Here is a 15852-nt window from a genome sequence, read left to right as displayed (position 1 = left end):
TGGGGCCGCGGGCCGGGGGCGGGTGGCCGCGGGTCAGGGTGTCCTGCGGAGCCGCACCTCCAGCCGGTCGATGGCGGTCCTGACACCGTTGCCGCGGCCTCCGTCGGGGAGCGCGTCCGCCGCCTTCCGGGCACGGTCCAGATGGTGGCGGGCGGCCTCGGGGCGATGGAGCTCGAGGTAGTCCGCGGCAAGGCCCAGGTGCAGCGTCGGGGAGAAGGCGTGCAGGGCGAGCAGATCCTGACGAGCGGCCGGCCGCTCACCGGTCAGCCCCTCGGCCGCCGCGTTCCACGCGCGCAGGTCCCAGGCCAGTTCGTCACCGGGATCGTCCTGGGTGTCGGCCATGTAGTGCGCCAGGGTGCAGCGGTGGAACGGGGCGGCGTCCTCGCCCAGCTCGGACCAGAGGGCGGCGAAGCGGTTACGGGCCTCTTCACGGTCCCCGCCGTGCAGGAGCATGACCGCCTGGCCGATCCGGGTGCTGACGGCGTCCGTGGACGACTGCTGCTGCTCCGCCACTGCGGCCTCCCTCGTGCGGGTGATGCGGCAACGGAGGCCGCGGGGCGGGAGCGGGCCCTGCACGGGTGCGGGACGGGGGCGGGAGCGGACCCGGAGCCTTCCGGCGGGGCGTGCCGGACCCGGCTCCGGTGACGGGACAGACCCTAGCCGCACCGGTGGGCGATCACGCTCAGGCGCGGCAGGACGGGGCTCACGCTCCGCCCCCGCGCCCCCCGCTGCGTACCCGGCGCGTCCCCTCCCCCCGGGATCAGCCGATGGTCAGCCGAGGTTCGGGATGCACCAGTCGATGGGCTCGTGGCCCTGGGCGGCCACGGCTTCATTGATCTGGCTGAAGGGCCGCGACCCGAAGAACCTCTTCGCGGAGAGGGGCGAGGGGTGCGCGCCCTTCACGACCACGTGGCGCGATTCGTCGATCAGCGGGAGCTTCTTCTGCGCGTAGTTGCCCCAGAGGACGAACACGGCGGGCTCGGGGCGCTCGGCCACGGCGCGGATCACCGCATCCGTGATCTTCTCCCAGCCCTTGCCCTTGTGCGAGTTGGCCTCGCCGGCACGCACGGTGAGGACGGCGTTGAGCAGCAGGACCCCCTGCTCGGCCCACGGCATGAGGTAGCCGTTGTCCGGGACGGGGAGACCGAGCTCCTCCTGCATCTCCTTGTAGATGTTGCGCAAGGAGGGGGGCGTCCTGACGCCGGGGCGCACGGAGAAGCACAGCCCGTGCCCCTGTCCCTCGCCGTGGTAGGGGTCCTGGCCGAGGATGAGGACCTTCACCCGGTCGTAGGGCGTGGCCTCCAGAGCGGCGAAGACCTGGTCGCGCGGCGGGTACACCGGCCCCTTGGCCCGCTCTTCCTCGACGAAGTCCGCAAGTTCCTTCACGTACGGCTTCTGCATCTCGTCGCCGAGGACGCCGCGCCAGGACTCGGGCAGCAGCAGGTCGGTGTCGCTCACGTGCACAACCTCCGGAAAGCAATCGGTTCTTGGAGAAGAACCTACCCGGCCCCTCTGACAGCGGGCCGGTGTCCCCGTTCGCCCGATTACCAGCTGGCCTTGCGGTACAGCTCCCACATCTGCATGACGGTCTGCGGGTCGAGGGCGCGCTCGCCACCGCCGATGTCCTCGCCGGCCGCGATGTAGAGCTTGCCCTGCCAGAGAGGCAGCAGCGGGATGTCCTGGACCAGGATCTGCTGGGCCTCGGCGAACTGCTTGCTGACCGCGCCGCGGTCGCTCTCCTGGCGCGAGGCGGGCAGGATGTCCTCGGTGATCTTCTTGTTGACGTACATGCCCCCGGTGGCGCTCTCCTTACCGACGAAGGGCGCGACGAAGTTGTCGGGGTCCGGGAAGTCGGGGAACCAGCCGCGGCCGAAGACCGCGTAGTCGCCCTTGTTGAAGCCCTCCTGGAACGTGGCCCAGGGCGCGCCGCGCAGGGTGATCTTGAAGAGCCCCGACTTCTCCAGCTGCCGCTTGATCTCCTCGAACTCCGGCGCGGTCGAGGAGCCGTAGCGGTCCGTGGTGTACCAGAAGGTCATCTCGACCGGCTCCGTGATCCCGGCGTCGGCGAGCACCTGCCGGGCCTTCTCCACGTCGGGGTCCCCGAAGGTGTCGAAGAAGCTGGTGGTGTGGGCGGCGATGCCCTTCGGCACGATGGAGTAGAGGGGTTCGGCCGTGCCCTGGTAGACCTTGGCGACGAGGGCGTCCCGGTCCACGACACGGGCGATGGCCTCGCGCACGGCCCGCTTGCCGGCGACGGGGTCCTTCGGGTTGAAGACGAGGAAGCGGATGTCCGCGCCCACGGACTCGACGAGCTGGAGACCCTTGTTCTCTTCCTTGTTGCCCTGGAGGCCGATCACCTCGTCGGCGGTGAGGCCGCGGTAGGTGGCGTCGATCTTGTCGTCCCTCAGCGCCGTGACCATCGCGTCGGACTTCTCGTAGTACCGGATGGTGACCGAGTCGTTCTTCCGGTCCGCGAAGCCCTTGTAGCTGTCGTTCTTCTTGAGCTCCGCGACGCTGTGGGGCTCGTAGTGGTCCAGGACGTACGGGCCGGATCCGGTGACCGAGTTACCGGTGCGGAGCTTGTCCTTGGGGTACTGGTGCGGCGCCACGATCGACATGGCCGGGGTGGCGAGAACGAAGGGGAAGGTGGCGTCGGACTTCTTGAGGTGGAAGACGACCAGGTCGTCGCCCTTGGTCTCCACCCGGTCGAGCGAGCCCAGCAGCCCGAGCGGACCGCCCTTGGCCTTGATCGCCACGATGCGGTCGATGGAGTACTTGACCGCCTCGGCGTCGAGCGTCTCGCCGTCGGAGAACTTCAGGCCGTCCCGGAGCGTGCAGCGGTAGGCCATGCTCGTGGAGTCGGTGAAGGTGCACTCCGCCGCGTCGGGCTGGGGCTTCGTGCTGCCCGTGGGGAAGGACACCAGGGTCTGGAAGACGTTGCGCATCAGCTCCCAGGAGTTGTCCCAGGCTCCGGCCGGGTCCAGGGTCGAGGGCGAACTGGTCGTCCCGACCGAGATGTGCTGGTCGACGTCCGAGCCGGCGCCGGAGAACACACTGCAGCCGGCGACGAGTGACAGGGATGCTAGGGCTGCAGCAGCCTGCAGACTGGCCCGGTAGAACACGTGCACGCTCCTCGATCAGCCGTGGGTCGGCAGACCATACCGCAGTGCCCCACCGGGCCAATCACCCGGCTCGGCAGGGCACTTGCGTCAATCGGGGCGAACCGTGGCAGGCTGCTCAGCCCACTCCGGCATTCAGGAAGATTCCCCCGTCGATGACGAGCGTCTGTCCCGTGATCCACCCCGACTGTTCCGAGGTGAGGAAGGCGGCCGCCCCGCCGATGTCCTCCGGAACTCCGAGTCGGGCCATGGGATAGGCGGCGGCCACTTCTGCCTCGCGCCCCTCGTACAGGGCCTCGGCGAACTTGGTCTTGACGACGGCGGGGGCGATCGCGTTGACGCGGACGACCGGCGCGAACTCGTGGGCGAGCTGGAGCGTGAGGTTGACCATGGCGGCCTTGCTCATGCCGTACGCGCCGATGAAGGGCGAGGCCGAAATACCGGCCACCGAGGCGATGTTGACGATCGCACCGCCGTTCTGCGCCTGCCATGCCTTCCAGGTCCGCTGGGCGAACCCGAGCGCCGAGATCACGTTGGTCTCGAAGACCTTGCGCGCGACGTCGAGGTCGAGCTCCGCCATGGGGCCGAACACCGGGTTGGTTCCCGCGTTGTTCACGAGGAAATCGATCCGGCCGAACGCCTCCATGGTGCGCTCGACCGCCTGCGCCTGGTGCGCCTCGTCGTGCGCCTTCCCGGCGACGCCGATCACCCGGTCGGAACCCAGCCGCTCGACGGCCTCCTTGAGCGCCTCCTCGCCGCGGCCCGTGATGCAGACCCGGTCGCCGCGGGCGACGAGCGCCTCGGCGACCCCGTACCCGATACCCCGGCTCGCGCCGGTGATGAGCGCGACCTTCCCACTGTCCTGCACAGTCATGATGGCCTTCGTCCTTCGGGTCAGTTGAGCGGGCCGCCGGCGACGTACAGGACCTGGCCGGAGACGAAGCCCGCGTCGTCGCCGGTGAAGAAGGAGATGGCGTTGGCGATGTCGTCGGGGCGGCCCACCCGCTGGACGGGGATCTGGGTGGCGGCGGCGGCCTGGAACTCCTCGAAGCCCATCCCGACGCGGGCCGCGGTCTGGGCGGTCATCTCCGTCACGATGAACCCGGGCGCGACGGCGTTGGCGGTGATGCCGAACTTGCCGAGCTCGATGGCGAGGGTCTTGGTGAAGCCCTGGAGACCGGCCTTGACGGCCGAGTAGTTGGCCTGCCCCCGGTTGCCGAGCGCCGACGAGGAGGAGAGCGAGACGATACGCCCGAACGTGGCGTCCACCATGTGCTTCTGGACGGCCTTGGCCATCAGGAACGCCCCCTTGAGGTGGACGTTCATCACGATGTCCCAGTCGGACTCGCTCATCTTGAAGAGCAGGTTGTCGCGGAGGACCCCCGCGTTGTTGACCAGGATCGTGGGAGCACCGAGTTCGGCGGCGACGCGCGCCACGGCGGCCTCCACGTGCGACGCGTCGGACACGTCGCAGCCGACGGCGAGCGCGGTGCCGCCGGCTGCGGTGATCTTCTCGACGGTCTCCTTGCAGGCCGCCTCGTCGAGGTCGAGTACGGCCACGGCGCGGCCCTCGGCCGCCAGGCGCACGGCGGTCGCGGCTCCAATGCCTCGCGCCGCTCCCGTCACGATGGCGACACGCTGCTCGGTGGTGGACATGCTGGGTTCTCCTCGCCGTTGAGTCGCGGCCCAGCCGGCACCGGGAGAATCCACCGCGCCGGACCCTCCCGGTGCGACCCCCGCTGGCTGAGCAAGCGCTTAGTACTGTGGTGGTTGCGACGCTAGAAGCCCTGGCACCCGGTGTCAACGGCCTGGGCCGTGTCCGCACGCGCAGGGGCGCATGTCACATCCGGAGGAGACGCCGGAGGGGCTGCCCGCGACCGACCGGTCGTGGACAGCCCCTCCGGGAAGGTGCGGGGTGCCGGGTGCTCAGCGAACCAGCAGATCGAGCAGGCGCTCGACCTCGGCCGCCGGGTCCAGCGTCAGGCCGGTGTGCACGGGGCCCGGCTGGACGACCGTGGAGCGGGGGGCGATCAGCCAGCGGAACCGTCGCCCGGCGTCGTCACCGGCCGCCTGGCCGGCCGCGTCACCGCCGCCGCAGACGTTCTCCACCGCCCGCAGCGCGGCCCGTACGCCCACGAGGTCGGCGGCGGGGTCGAGCGCCCGCAGTTTGCCCTCGTCGAGGTGGGTACGGGCGGCGACGAAGGAGTGCGCCCGGCTGTAGACGAGCACACCCGCGTTGAAGCATTCCCCGCGCTCGACGCGGGGGACGACGCGCAGCAGCGCGTACTCGAAGACCTCGCGCGTACTCATCGGCTCTCATCCTTCTCCGTCGACTGCGCTCTCGGAGCGAGGCGGTCGGCGAGCCAGCCGGGGGCCTTGGACGGGCCGGTCGGCGCCGGAGCGTCCATGACGATGCGCTCGTGGATGGTGGCGGCACGGGCCAGCAGGGGCACCACGTACGCGCGCCGCAGGTCGTCCGTCGAGTCGAACCCGGGTTCGCCGGACAGCCACTCGTCGGGCACCTCGGCCGCCACCTCGGTGAGCAACTCCTCGGTGACGAGCGGCGCCAGGGCGGCGGCGGCTGCCGCGATGTCCGGGCCGGTGGGCGCCAGTACGTGGTCCGAGGCGTTGTACGGCTTGGCCGCGGATGCCTGGGCGCCCGGCCAGTTGTGGTGCCAGATCATCGTGGCGCCGTGGTCGATCAGCCAGACGTCGCCGTGCCAGACCAGCATGTTGGGGTTGCGCCAGGACCGGTCGACGTTGTTGATCAGCGCGTCGAACCAGACGATCCGCCCGGCCTCCGCCGGATCGACGTGGTAGGCGAGCGGGTCGAAGCCCAGCGAACCGGGGAGAAAGTCCATCCCGAGGTTCAGGCCGCCGCTCGCCTTGAGCAGCTCCTGCACCTCCTGGTCGGGCTCACCGAGCCCGATGACCGGGTCGAGCTGCATGGTCACGAGCTCAGGGACCCGCAACCCGAGGCGGCGGCCCAGCTCCCCGCAGATGACCTCCGCGACCAGGGTCTTGCGCCCCTGACCGGCCCCGGTGAACTTCATGACGTACGTACCCAGGTCGTCGGCCTCGACGATCCCGGGGAGCGAGCCGCCCTCACGCAGGGGCGTGACATAGCGGGTCGCGGTGACCTCTTTCAGCACTTTCGCAAGCCACCCATCTCTTCAACCTTGCCATCCACCAACACCCTCGTGCGGGTGCGGCGGGGAACCGAGCCGACCAGCGACGCCGGGAGAATCCGGGGGCTTCGACCGACACGCCGTTCTCCCTCGCTCCCGAGCAGCCCGCCGATGGCGCCGCGCCCCTTCGCTGCCGCCCTCCGGCAGGAAGTGAGCAGAGTAACTCAGCGTGATCGAGGGACGCGAATGCCGAGTCGGCTCGCCAAGGTCCCGACGGACTCCCCGGCTTCGAGCACGGTGGAGGTGCAGGTGTGCCGGAGCGTGTGAAAGCCGCTCTCCGAAGCCGCACCCTTCCGCGTACTTGTCGGTCGGTGGGGTCTCGCGCGAGCTGCGGCGGAGGGCAGTCGGTCCGTCGCGGCGCGCGATCGGTGCCGCGACGGACACGGGGTTCGTCCCGTGCCCACTCGGCTACCCCGACCACCTCCCGGCAGATCTCCGCACCCTGGCGACAGGCTCACCACCGCCGACCGGGGCGGCCCGCACGGGCTGCCGAACGTGGCTGGGGGGAGTTACGCGAGACCCCTCTTCTTCGCTTCGTCCGGTGGAGCCGCTGTCCGGCCCGGACATGGACGACACGACCATGTCCGGGCCGGCTGCCGGCACGGGCCGGGTCACTTGAGGTTGGGGACCTCGTCGCGGGTGACCACGTAGGAGCTGCCGTACACCTTCTGCAGCTCGGCGACGGAGTTGGACTGGGTGACGTAGGTGTCGGCCCAGGTGTTGAAGAAGCTCCAGCGGGTGCCCGTGGACTGCAGTTGGTCGGGGTCGGGGATGGGTCCGTTCTCGTGGAGGGCGATGGGCATGGTTGAGCCGACGATGTTCTTGACCGAGGCGTACAGGGAGGTCAGCGGGGCGTAATCGCCGTTGGGCGCGTAGGTGTCGGCGCCGGCGATGTCGACGTACGCCTTGCCGGGGTAGAAGGACGGGTCCGGCGAGCCGTTGTAGGGCATCAGCCAGATGAGGTTGTGCAGGCCCTTGGTCTGGGTGAGGTAGGTGTAGGCGAACCTCCACAGCCGCTGGTACTGCGAGCCTCCTTCCTTGCTCCACCAGAACCACGTGCCGCCTGCCTCGTGGAAGGGCCGCCAGATCACCGGGACTCCGGCAGCCTGGAGCTGCTGGAGCTGCCCGGCGGCGTTGTCCAGGCGTTGGAGGAAGGACGTGTACTCGGCGGTGCCGGGGGTGAGGACGGAGTTGATGGACACCGACATCTGGGAGCCCTCGTAGGTGTCCGGCTTGGTGGGTGCTCCCATGTGGTAGCAGATCATCGGGATGCCTCCCGAGTTCCACCACGCCTTGGCCCGCTCGACCTCACCGCTGTAGAGGAAGTCCATGCCGCGGACGGCGGGATACTTGCCCGTCTTGTCGTGCACGTAGTTGATCTCGTAGTCGGGGCCGTTGACCCAGGTGGATTCCTGCTGCCCCGACAGGATGTGGTTGCCGTACTGGCTGTAGAGGTAGCACAGCAGATTCTTGGCCTGCTGGGTGGCGCCGGGCGAGACGGGTGCCACCGAGCATCCCGGCGCGGGAGTGCCGCCTCCGCCCGGGGCCGACCACTTCTGGTTCGACCCGCCGGTGCAGTTCCACAGCTCGATCGCGGTGCCGTTGGCGGTGCCGGCACCGGTGGCGTCCAGGCACAGACCGGATTGGGTGCCGGTGATGGTGCCGTCGGCGTTGACCCGCCACTTCTGGTTGGCACCCCCGGAACAGGTCCAGATCTCCACTGTGGTGCCCGGAGCGGTCTGGTTGTTGTAGGCGTCCAGGCACATCGAGTTGTTGAAGGTGCGGAGTTCGCCTGCCGTGGTGGCGTTCCACGCCTGGTTGGCGCCGCCGTTGCAGTCCCAGAGGTCCACCGCGGCGCCGGCCGTCGGCGAGTTCCCCGCGACGTCCAGGCAGCGGCCCGAAGCAGCGCCGACCAGCGCGGTGCCGGTGGCGGCTGCGGCCGACCGGACGCCGTGCGCGGTGACGGCAACCGCCGCGGTGGCCACCAGGACCAGGGAGAGGAGAAGGCGCAGTGCCCGGCCGGGTGGCGCGGGGTGCCGTACGACGGAACTGTCCATCATGCCTCCGAAAGCAAGGGGTGTCGTCGGGGTGTTCGGGCCCAGCCGCCGTCAGCGCGTGCTGAGACGCGACGGCCGCGGCGCCGGGCGTGCCGCGCTCTCGGTGGGGAGTCCCGGCGGGTCGCGAGTGCGATCCCCCTGGCCGTCACCGTCCCGGCGCGGGTCATGGGGCGTGCGGGGTGTTGCCGGGCTCCTCCTTCATGTTGGCCATGACCAAGGAGGCGCGGCCGTGCGGGTAGTTGTCCCAGCCACCGGTGACCGGGGCGCCCGAGGGGAGGATGTTGCCGGCGTCGCTGCCGAGGCCAGGGCGGTGGTCAGCAGGCGCAGCCATCCGCTGCGCGCGATCGGCCCGGTGTCGGCCGTGGATTTCCGTTTCACAGGAGTACTTCTCGGGTGTGGGGGTGGGACGGACTGGCCCGACCACGGGTCAGACGCGGCTCCATTTCTGGTTGGGCCCGCCGGTGCAGTCCCAGATCTCGGCCGGGGCGCCGTTGGCGGTGGCACCCCCGGTGACGTCGAGGCACCTGCCGGAGGCAGTGGCGGTGATGGTGCCGTCGGAGTTGAGGCGGAACTGCTGGTTGCTCTGCCCGTTGCAGTCCCAGATGTCGACAGCGGTGCCGTTCGCGGTGCCCTGCCCCTTCACGTCCAGGCACTTGCTGCCGAAGACGCGCAGCTCGCCGGCGGGGGTGGAGGTGAAGGACTGGTTGGCCCCGCCGTTGCAGTCCCAGATCTCCGCCAGGACGCCGTTGGTCTTCGCGCCGCCGGTGATGTCCAGGCACCGGGCGGAGCCCTGCCCCTTCAGAGCGGACGTGGTGCCGGTGGGGGGCGTGGTGCCGCCGCCGGAAACGACGTACATCGCGACACCGTGGGCGGGCACGGCGGCGCTGACGGTGCCACTGGTGGTGCCGGAGGTGTGCGCCCACAGGTCGCGCAGTGTGTAGTTCGACGCCGATCCGAGACCGATCTGGGCGGCAGAGGTGGACACAGTGGCCGTGCTGCTTCCGCGGTTGAGCAGAACCACCGCGACGGAGCCGTTGGACATCGGCTTGGTCCACACCTCGGTGTCGCCGTTGTCCACGATCCGGTTGCCCTGGCGGCCGCCCCAGTCCTGGTCGACGGCGATGACGTCGGTGTTGGTCAGGATCGACTTGGTGGTGGCGCTCATGGTGCGCAGGTCGTTGCCGGCGATGAGGGGAGCGTTCATCAGCGCCCAGAGACTGAAGTGGGTACGGGCTTCCGTGTCGGACAGGCCGGAGTTGCCGACCTCCAGCATGTCGGGGTCGTTCCAGGCGCCGGGACCGGAGATACCGGCCCATCCGGGCTGGGCGTCGACGATGCCCATCACCGAGTTCCAGTTGGCCTGGATGTCACCGGTGGTGCGCCAGGAATTGCCGGCGGCCGGCCCCCACTGCCCGACGTCGTCGCTGCCCCAGTTGCAGATCGCGAAGAGGATCTGCCGACCGGACTTGCCCAGTGCGTCGCGCATAGCGGTGTAGCGGGCCTGTCCGCTGAGCCCCTGGTGGTCGCCGCAGTTGTCGTACTTCAGGTAGTCGATTCCCCAGGACGCCCAGGTGTTGGCGTCACGCTGCTCGTTGCCCAGGCTGGCGGGGTAGCCGGCGCAGGTGGTGGTCCCGGCCGAAGAGTAGATGCCCAGCTTCAGTCCCTTGCCATGGACGTAGTCGGCCACGGCCTTCATGCCGTGGGGAAATTTCGCGGGGTCGGGGACGAGATTGCCGCTCCCGTCGCGGGATTTCACCGACCAGCAGTCGTCGATGTTGACGTACTTGTACCCGGCAGCCGCCATGCCGCTGCTCACCATGGCGTCGGCGCTCTGGCGGATCAGGGTGTCGCTGACGTTGCAGCCGAAGCTGTTCCAGTCGTTCCAGCCCAACTGCGGTGTCCGAGCCAGACCGTTGTCGAGAGCCTGGGCCTGTGGAGCGGCGGTCAGTGCGAGGAGTGGCAGGGCCGTGGCGGCCAACGAGGCGGACAGCAGGGTGCGGATGAGTCTGCGCACAGGGGTCTCCTGGGAGGAAGCGGGTTCGATCGGCGGGACGGTGGTGCAGTCCACGACCGGAATCTTTTGCGGGAAGGCCGGCTGGGCAGGGCGTACGGAGCCGTTACGGCACCTGACCATCCGAGCCGTGGCATGCCACTCGCCGGCAGGAGGCGGGTGTGGGCGGACCGGCCTGGACCGCGCGAGCTCGGTCCGGACCGGGAAGAGCCGCGGCACCAGTGAGTGGCGCCCACCGCGCCCGTCGGATACGGCACTCCCTCCGACAGCCCGACCCGGCGCGCACAGCGCTGGTCCGGAAGCGGAGAGAAGCACGAACCAGTCGGCAGCGAGAGCACCGGATGTTCCCAGATCCGATGTGCCGGCTGTCGGCGGCTCGTGCCAAGACGCTGGAGCGGATGCCCGGCGATGCTCACGGAGCGAGCTCGCAGGTCACCCGGACCGGGGGGCTGACACGGTGAGGCGTCCTCACAGTGACGACTCGCCGTGTCCCTGTCAAGGCTCACGATCGGGAAGCCCGACGTCGCTGCCGCTCACCGACTAACCGGTTAAGTGAGAGAGGCCGTGTTGTTCGAGGTCAGCGGGCTTGAAGGTGACGCGACATTTCCCAAATAGCAACATGATGGAACACCGCAATCGGGCAAAAGCCTTGACGGTGCCATGACTTGGTTCCTACGCTCGGCCACGCCCGGTCCCTCGGACACGGTCCATCCGCACGGACCGCGCCCGCTACGGCGTACTTAACCGTTACACCCCATGAACAACTCGCAGCCCCACACTGCTCCATGGGAGCGTTCCCACTGCCATGGTCCGACAGAGCCCACCCCCCACGTCGCGCCGCCGCCTCTCCGACGCTGCGCGACGGCCACCGCTTCGGAGGACAGCCATGAGAAACCACCTGTCAACGGCTGCGGCGTCCTGGCCCGGTCGGACTGGTCGTCGCCCTTCTGCTGGGCGAGATCGGCACCCGGACACAGACCGCGCCAACCGCGCAAGCAGCCACCGCTCAGTTCCCGGCGCGAAGTGGGCGGATCCCGTCGACAACTCCGTCACCGGTCGATCACCCCGGTCGGCCTGTCCCGGTCGGACAGCTGCGCCACCGTCTGCGCCAACTCCACGACGATCCTGAAGGGCTTCCAGAGCCTGGGGGCCGGCACTGGGAGGATGGGCGGTGCCCAGCGCGCCCACCAGCACCATGGATCGCTTCGTCGGTCACCCGCAGGGCTGCTCTCCGTCGGGCGCGGAGTGCTCCACGACGAGCTTGAACTCGACGTCGTCGTGTCCACTGTGTCCGTGGTTTCGCCCTGCCGGCCGAGAGGGCCGTACTTCCGGGTGAACCCACGGGCGACCGTACCGATGTCGACCAGTTCGTTCAGTGCCCATCGCCCACCAGGCCCGGGGCGGCGGCCTGCGCCCTCGCGTCCGTCCGCCCACCCGGCCGTCACGCCGAAGCCCCGGTGCGGTACGAAGTCGATGTGAACGAAGAGACCCAACCCGCGACCGTGCGTGTGTTCATCGCCCTCGCCCCGCCCGACCACGCGAAGGAGGAGCTGGCCCGGGAGCTGCGGCCGGCCTACGCCACGCACCCGCGGATGCGGTGGAACCGCATCGAGGACTGGCACATCACCCTGGCGTTCCTCGGCGAGCTCCCGGTGGAGACGGTGCCGGCGCTGCGTCCGCTCCTGGCCGGCCTCGCGGCGGCGCACCGACCGCCCCGGCTGGCGCTGCGCGGCGGCGGCAGCTTCGACGACCGGGTGCTGTGGAGCGGGATCGACGGCGAGCTCGACACGCTGCACGAGCTCGCCGTCGACGTGCGGAGCGCCGTCAGGAGTCACGGTGTCACCTTCGCGGAACGGCCCTTCCGGCCGCATCTGACCCTGGCCCGTGCCCGCCGGGGCGACCTGACCTCGGCGGGTGAGATCGCTGCGGGGCTCGCGGAGTTCCGCGGCGGCGGGTGGCCCGCGGCCCGTCTGCATCTGGTCGGCAGCAACGTGGGTCGCAGCAGCGGTCCGATCCACTACCGCGACATCGAGGCATGGCCGCTGGGTGACGGGAGGGCGACGGGGGCGCAGGACCCGGACACCGCCTGACGCGCGCCGCGGTACGCACGCCCCGGCCCCGGTACGCCACGCGCGCCGGGGCCAACCCTTGGCCACATTCCGAACCAGTCCCGTAGACTTCGAGGCCTCATCGGTGGCCGGTCAACGCAGCTTGATGCAGAGGCAATTGATGAGGCATCAGGACACGGACGGGACGAACGGGGCTGTCGCGACCGGCGTGGTCGGTGGGGCGACACGTCGGGCCGAAGGCCCGTCGGTACGGGGTAGGGGACCGCTCGTGGGCCGCATCTGCGGCGTCGGGCGGGCCGTTGGGGTGGGCGTCCTTCAATGGGAGCGTGCAATGCCATCAGTCATCGTGGGCCGTACAGGCCCCTTCGCCGGCCAGAGCGTGGTTCTCGGCACCGCACCTCTCACGTTCGGACGCAAGGGCGACAACGGGGTCGTGATCGTGAGCCCGAGCGCCTCCCGTCTGCACGCCGAGATCGTCAAGGAGGACGTCGGCTACGTCCTCCACGACCGCGACAGCAGGAACGGCACGTACGTCAACGACCAGCGCGTCACCCGCCACGTACTGCGCGCCAACGACTGCGTGCGCATCGGTGACGAAACCTTCCTCTACGAGGCGCAGGACGTCATGGAGACGGTCATCGACCTCTCCCAGCTGCACCTGCCCCGGCTGAACGCGGCGGCGAACCCCGGCATCCTGCGGGTCACCGTCACGGGCGGCGGTCCGGTGGGACTCGCTTTCGCACTGGCCCTGGAGGAGGCGCTGAGCGGGCGGGTGGCGATCACCGTCTACGACGGCCGATGGGTGCGGAAGGGCTCCGAGGTCGTCTGGAAAGACGAGTCCCAGGGCAACGTCCGCCGTCAGCAGGTCGTGACGGTCCAGAGCCGGCAGTACCTCGCGCTCTCCGAGGAGGTGCGCTCGGCGCTGTTCGACGACGGCGCCGCGTACTCGGAGATGTGGCCGGTGGGGCCGGATTCGGTCGACGGCCGGCCGCCCCGCAACATCCGGATCGCCTACATCGAGGACCGGCTCCTCGCCCTGGCGAACACGAGGCCGGCCATCCAGCTCGTGCCGCTCCGGTTCGACGCGGCGGAGCGGCGGAGCCGGCTCGCCCAGGAGCACGTCCTGGTGATCGGCGAGGGCGGGCGCTCCCGCACCCGCGACCACTTCGCGGACCGTTTCGGCACGGCCGACGCGTCCATCTACTCCCTGGACGGCGAGCACATCCAGGACGTCGTGCTGGGCCTGCGGGTCAGGTCGCGCCTGTCGGACCCGATGAGTGTGCTGCTCACCGTGTCGCAGAACCGCTTCCTGCTCAACTCGTTGCGGGGCGAGGGCTTCCTGAACATGCGGCTCACCCGCGAGGAGGCCAAGAGCGTGATCGGGATCGATCCGGTCCGCCAGGTCTTCGAGGAGTGCATCGCGGCGCGCCCCTGCCTGATGAGCCGCGAGGAGGACAACGAGTTCCGCTGCTCGACCCACGGGACGCTCTTCCTGCCCGCCCTGCTGCGCAGCTCGCCCCTGTGGAAGGAGATCCGGCAGGGCCTGAACCTGTTCGGTGTGGCCGAGGACGATCTCTCCGCGATCACGTCGTTCCGGCTGGACATGGTGCAGCGCCCCCGGTTCACGGCCCAGCTCCTCCGCCCCACCGCGACGAGTCCGGGGACGTACGGATTCCTGCTGGGCGACGCCGCCAACGCCATCCACTTCTGGCCCGGCCGCGGCCTCAACAGCGGTCTCGCCTCGGCCACTTCCCTGGCCCGGTCGCTCAGCCGCGCCTGGCGGGGGAAGCCGTTGCGGGACGCCGACTTCATCCGGCACGAGGCGGCGATGTCGATGCTGCAGTACCGGCACAAGAGCCGGGCCTGGAACGCCATGGTGACCACCGACGAGCAGGGTGTCACCCGCGCCATCAAGGACATCATCGCCCGCAGCACGGAGGCGGGCCGAGCGGCAGCGCAGGAGGGGCCCCGGGAGCCCGAGCGGGAGGCCGGCCGGGCGCCGGGACGGCCCGACCTGGACGAGTTGCTGGACCGCATGGCGGCGATCCGTGATCGTCTCGCCCCCCGGCTGCCGGGGCTGCCCACCATGGAGCAGCTCCGCTCCCACCTGGCCTCGGTCGACCCGGCGACCCTCCGCACCCTCCAGGAGAGCGGCGCCTGGGACACCTTGATCGTCGGTGGGGAGGAGGCCGACATCGACCTCTTCTACCAGTCCGACTCGCCGGTCTACGTGCCCCGGCCCGGGGGTCCGCATCCGGCCGACCCGCGGAGTCTCCCGTCGGCGGGCGTTTCCTGAGGGCTCTCCCTGCCCGGGGGGACGGTGCCCCGCCGGGGCGCGCCCGCCGGGCGGCCGCCACCGTGTCAGCCGGTGCGTTCCCGAAGCCGGTGTGCGTGCGCGGGGTAGACGCCGAGCACGCGCACCTCGGAGGAGAAGAACCGCAGTTCGTTCAGGGCGAGGGCGACGCGCGGCTCGTCGGGGTGCCCCTCGATCTCCACGTAGAAGCGGCTGGGACTGAGCCCCGCACTCATCTGGTAGCTCTCGATCTTGGTGAGGTTGACGCCGCTGGTGGCGAATCCCCCGAGCGCCTTGAAGAGCGCGCTGGGAATGTTGCGCACACAGAAGAACAGACTGGTCATCGTGGAGCCGTCCGGCTCGGGCCACGCGGTCGAGTCGCGGGAGAGCACCACGAAGCGCGTGGTGTTCTCGGGGTCGTCCTCGACCGCAGGCCGCAGCACGTCCAGCCCGTACAGAGCCGCCGCGGCGGGCGGGGCGAGCGCGGCGTGGCGGGGATCGCCCAGCTCCGCAACCTCGCGGGCCGAACCGGCGGTGTCGTCGCTGACGAGGGTGCGCCAGCCGCCCTCCCGCAGCAGCTTGCGGCACTGCCCGAGCGCGTGCACGTGGCTGCGTACGCACTCCACCTGGCCGAGAGAGGCGCCGGGGACGCCCATCAGGTCGAAGCGGATCGCGAGGAAGTACTCCGCGACGATGAACAGGCCCGACTCGGGCAGCAGATGGTGCACGTCGGCGACGCGTCCCGCGGCGGAGTTGTCCACCGGGATCACCGCCACGTCGGCCGCGGAGAGCGTCACCGCGTCCAGCGCCTGCTCGAAGCCCGTGCAGGGGACCTCATCGCACCCGGGGTACAACGCGTTGGCGGCGGTCGCCGAGTTGGAGCCCGGTTCCCCCTGATATGCGACGATCGTCACCTTGTTTAACCTTCCGCCGTGGAGCCTGTTTTCCGCGAGCGCCGGAGTCTCCTCCGCGTAACCGCATGTACGCAGTATCGGAGTACGGGCCCCGTCCGGGCACACCGGGTGCGGCGCACCGGGCCCTCACGGCGCGCGGGGCCGAGAACCACGTCGAGCGCCCCTGGCGCACCGGCCCCGCGGCGCCTCACGCATGACCGC

General features: G+C 70.2%; 13 protein-coding genes. 2 read left to right on the top strand and 11 right to left on the bottom strand.

The window, feature by feature from the left end; genetic code table 11:
- Positions 1-33: 33 nt before the first annotated feature.
- The 10 genes from ACFYPN_RS15605 to ACFYPN_RS15560 form a co-directional block, all read right to left on the bottom strand.
- Entirely contained in the window at positions 34-513 is a 480-nt protein-coding gene (locus tag ACFYPN_RS15605) for a hypothetical protein (RefSeq protein WP_358760087.1), read from the bottom strand.
- Positions 514-771: 258 nt separating this feature from the next.
- Complete coding sequence (locus ACFYPN_RS15600) at positions 772-1464, bottom strand: uracil-DNA glycosylase (protein WP_389298562.1); 693 nt, start codon at positions 1462-1464, stop codon at positions 772-774.
- Positions 1465-1544: 80 nt separating this feature from the next.
- The gene (locus ACFYPN_RS15595; protein WP_358760083.1) at positions 1545-3122 is read right to left on the bottom strand and encodes an ABC transporter substrate-binding protein; all 1578 of its coding nucleotides are present in this window, start codon (positions 3120-3122) and stop codon (positions 1545-1547) included.
- A gap of 115 nt (positions 3123-3237) precedes the next feature.
- Positions 3238-3993: an SDR family oxidoreductase gene (locus ACFYPN_RS15590; RefSeq protein WP_358760081.1), complete on the bottom strand. Its 756-nt coding sequence runs from the start codon at positions 3991-3993 to the stop codon at positions 3238-3240.
- A 20-nt stretch (positions 3994-4013) separates the two neighbouring features.
- Entirely contained in the window at positions 4014-4775 is a 762-nt protein-coding gene (gene fabG, locus ACFYPN_RS15585) for a 3-oxoacyl-ACP reductase FabG (protein WP_389298559.1), read from the bottom strand.
- Positions 4776-5045: 270 nt separating this feature from the next.
- On the bottom strand, positions 5046-5429 hold the full coding sequence (locus ACFYPN_RS15580; RefSeq protein ID WP_358760077.1) for a DUF3037 domain-containing protein: 384 nt from the start codon (positions 5427-5429) through the stop codon (positions 5046-5048).
- Positions 5426-6271: a HipA family kinase gene (locus ACFYPN_RS15575; protein ID WP_389298557.1), complete on the bottom strand. Its 846-nt coding sequence runs from the start codon at positions 6269-6271 to the stop codon at positions 5426-5428. Before ACFYPN_RS15575 ends, ACFYPN_RS15580 begins: the two co-directional genes overlap by 4 nt.
- Positions 6272-6918: 647 nt before the next feature.
- Positions 6919-8367: a glycosyl hydrolase gene (locus ACFYPN_RS15570; RefSeq protein WP_389298555.1), complete on the bottom strand. Its 1449-nt coding sequence runs from the start codon at positions 8365-8367 to the stop codon at positions 6919-6921.
- A gap of 160 nt (positions 8368-8527) precedes the next feature.
- Positions 8528-8695, bottom strand: a complete 168-nt coding sequence (locus ACFYPN_RS15565; protein WP_389298553.1) for a hypothetical protein — start codon at positions 8693-8695, stop codon at positions 8528-8530.
- 96 nt (positions 8696-8791) lie between these two features.
- The gene (locus tag ACFYPN_RS15560) at positions 8792-10432 is read right to left on the bottom strand and encodes a ricin-type beta-trefoil lectin domain protein (RefSeq protein WP_358760069.1); all 1641 of its coding nucleotides are present in this window, start codon (positions 10430-10432) and stop codon (positions 8792-8794) included.
- A 1418-nt stretch (positions 10433-11850) separates the two neighbouring features.
- On the opposite strand from ACFYPN_RS15560, the gene thpR reads away from it, so the two are divergent.
- Both thpR and ACFYPN_RS15550 read left to right on the top strand, forming a co-directional pair.
- Complete coding sequence (gene thpR / locus ACFYPN_RS15555) at positions 11851-12465, top strand: RNA 2',3'-cyclic phosphodiesterase (protein ID WP_389298551.1); 615 nt, start codon at positions 11851-11853, stop codon at positions 12463-12465.
- Between the two features lie 310 nt (positions 12466-12775).
- Positions 12776-14740 (top strand): FHA domain-containing protein, encoded by a 1965-nt coding sequence (locus tag ACFYPN_RS15550; protein WP_389298549.1) that lies wholly within the window; start codon positions 12776-12778, stop codon positions 14738-14740.
- Between the two features lie 65 nt (positions 14741-14805).
- Here the strand turns inward: ACFYPN_RS15550 and ACFYPN_RS15545 are convergent, their stop codons facing one another.
- Positions 14806-15651: a prephenate dehydratase gene (locus ACFYPN_RS15545; protein ID WP_389298547.1), complete on the bottom strand. Its 846-nt coding sequence runs from the start codon at positions 15649-15651 to the stop codon at positions 14806-14808.
- Positions 15652-15852: the final 201 nt, after the last annotated feature.

This window comes from Streptomyces sp. NPDC005576 (assembly GCF_042871745.1).
Taxonomy (GTDB): Bacteria; Actinomycetota; Actinomycetes; order Streptomycetales; family Streptomycetaceae; genus Streptomyces.
The sequence above is the reverse complement of the archived record's forward strand: the minus strand, read 5'-3'. Positions and strand labels throughout refer to the sequence as shown.